This is a genomic window from Paraburkholderia sp. SIMBA_053, from assembly GCF_046534895.1.
GTDB lineage: Bacteria > Pseudomonadota > Gammaproteobacteria > Burkholderiales > Burkholderiaceae > Paraburkholderia > Paraburkholderia caledonica.
The window spans coordinates 1-233 of record NZ_JAWRXU010001822.1 but is presented as its reverse complement, the minus strand read 5'-3'; the positions used below and the strand labels follow the sequence as shown (position 1 = coordinate 233).

The window sequence follows — 233 nt, the reverse complement described above, 5'->3', positions numbered from 1 at the left end:
GGCGCTTCATGGACGGTGGCGTCGGTGGTGAGCAGCAGACCCGCGACCGATGCCGCGTTTTGCAACGCCGTGCGCGTCACCTTGGTCGGATCGAGCACGCCCGATTCCACCAGGTCGCCGTACTCGCCGGTCTGCGCGTTGTAGCCGAAATTGCCCGTGCCTTCCGCCACTTTCGCGACGACCACGCTGGCCTCTTCGCCGGCATTCGTCACGATCTGCCGCAGCGGTTCTTC

1 protein-coding gene is annotated in these 233 nt (G+C 66.1%); it reads right to left on the bottom strand.

What is annotated here, in order from left to right:
* The coding region (locus tag SB753_RS41805; RefSeq protein WP_410805787.1) for a TCP-1/cpn60 chaperonin family protein at positions 1-233 on the bottom strand (233 nt) is incomplete at both ends.